The 283-nt window shown below is 78.1% G+C and carries 1 protein-coding gene; it reads left to right on the top strand.

The features are described from left to right. Window positions 1–283 (top strand): hypothetical protein (locus IF37_RS40500; RefSeq protein ID WP_158727471.1); only part of this gene is annotated, 283 nt, incomplete at both ends.

Below are 283 nucleotides of genomic sequence, written 5' to 3'. Positions count from 1 at the left end.
TCATCCGTTGCTGCGGCCGGCCGGGGAGCTGCGGTTCACCCCGCCCCGCACGGTCTCCGACGGCCTGCCCTCCTACTACCGTCCCGGCTCCGACGAGCGACCGCAAGCCACCACCGCACAGACCGCCGGGCTCGGCGGACCGTCCGCACACGCGGTGGCGGGCGGCCGGGGCGGGGTGTCGGGTCCGTCGGTGCGGTGGGAGGAGTTCCAGCGGCAGCGGGACGCGGCGTATCACGGCCGGCTGGCGGTGGCGGAGGCGACCCGGGGGGCGGTGGAGGGCCGG

Origin of the sequence: Streptomyces sp. NRRL S-31 (genome assembly GCF_000718775.1) — a bacterium.
In the GTDB taxonomy this organism is placed as follows: Bacteria; Actinomycetota; Actinomycetes; order Streptomycetales; family Streptomycetaceae; genus Streptomyces.
The sequence above is the reverse complement of the archived record's forward strand: the minus strand, read 5'-3'. Positions and strand labels throughout refer to the sequence as shown.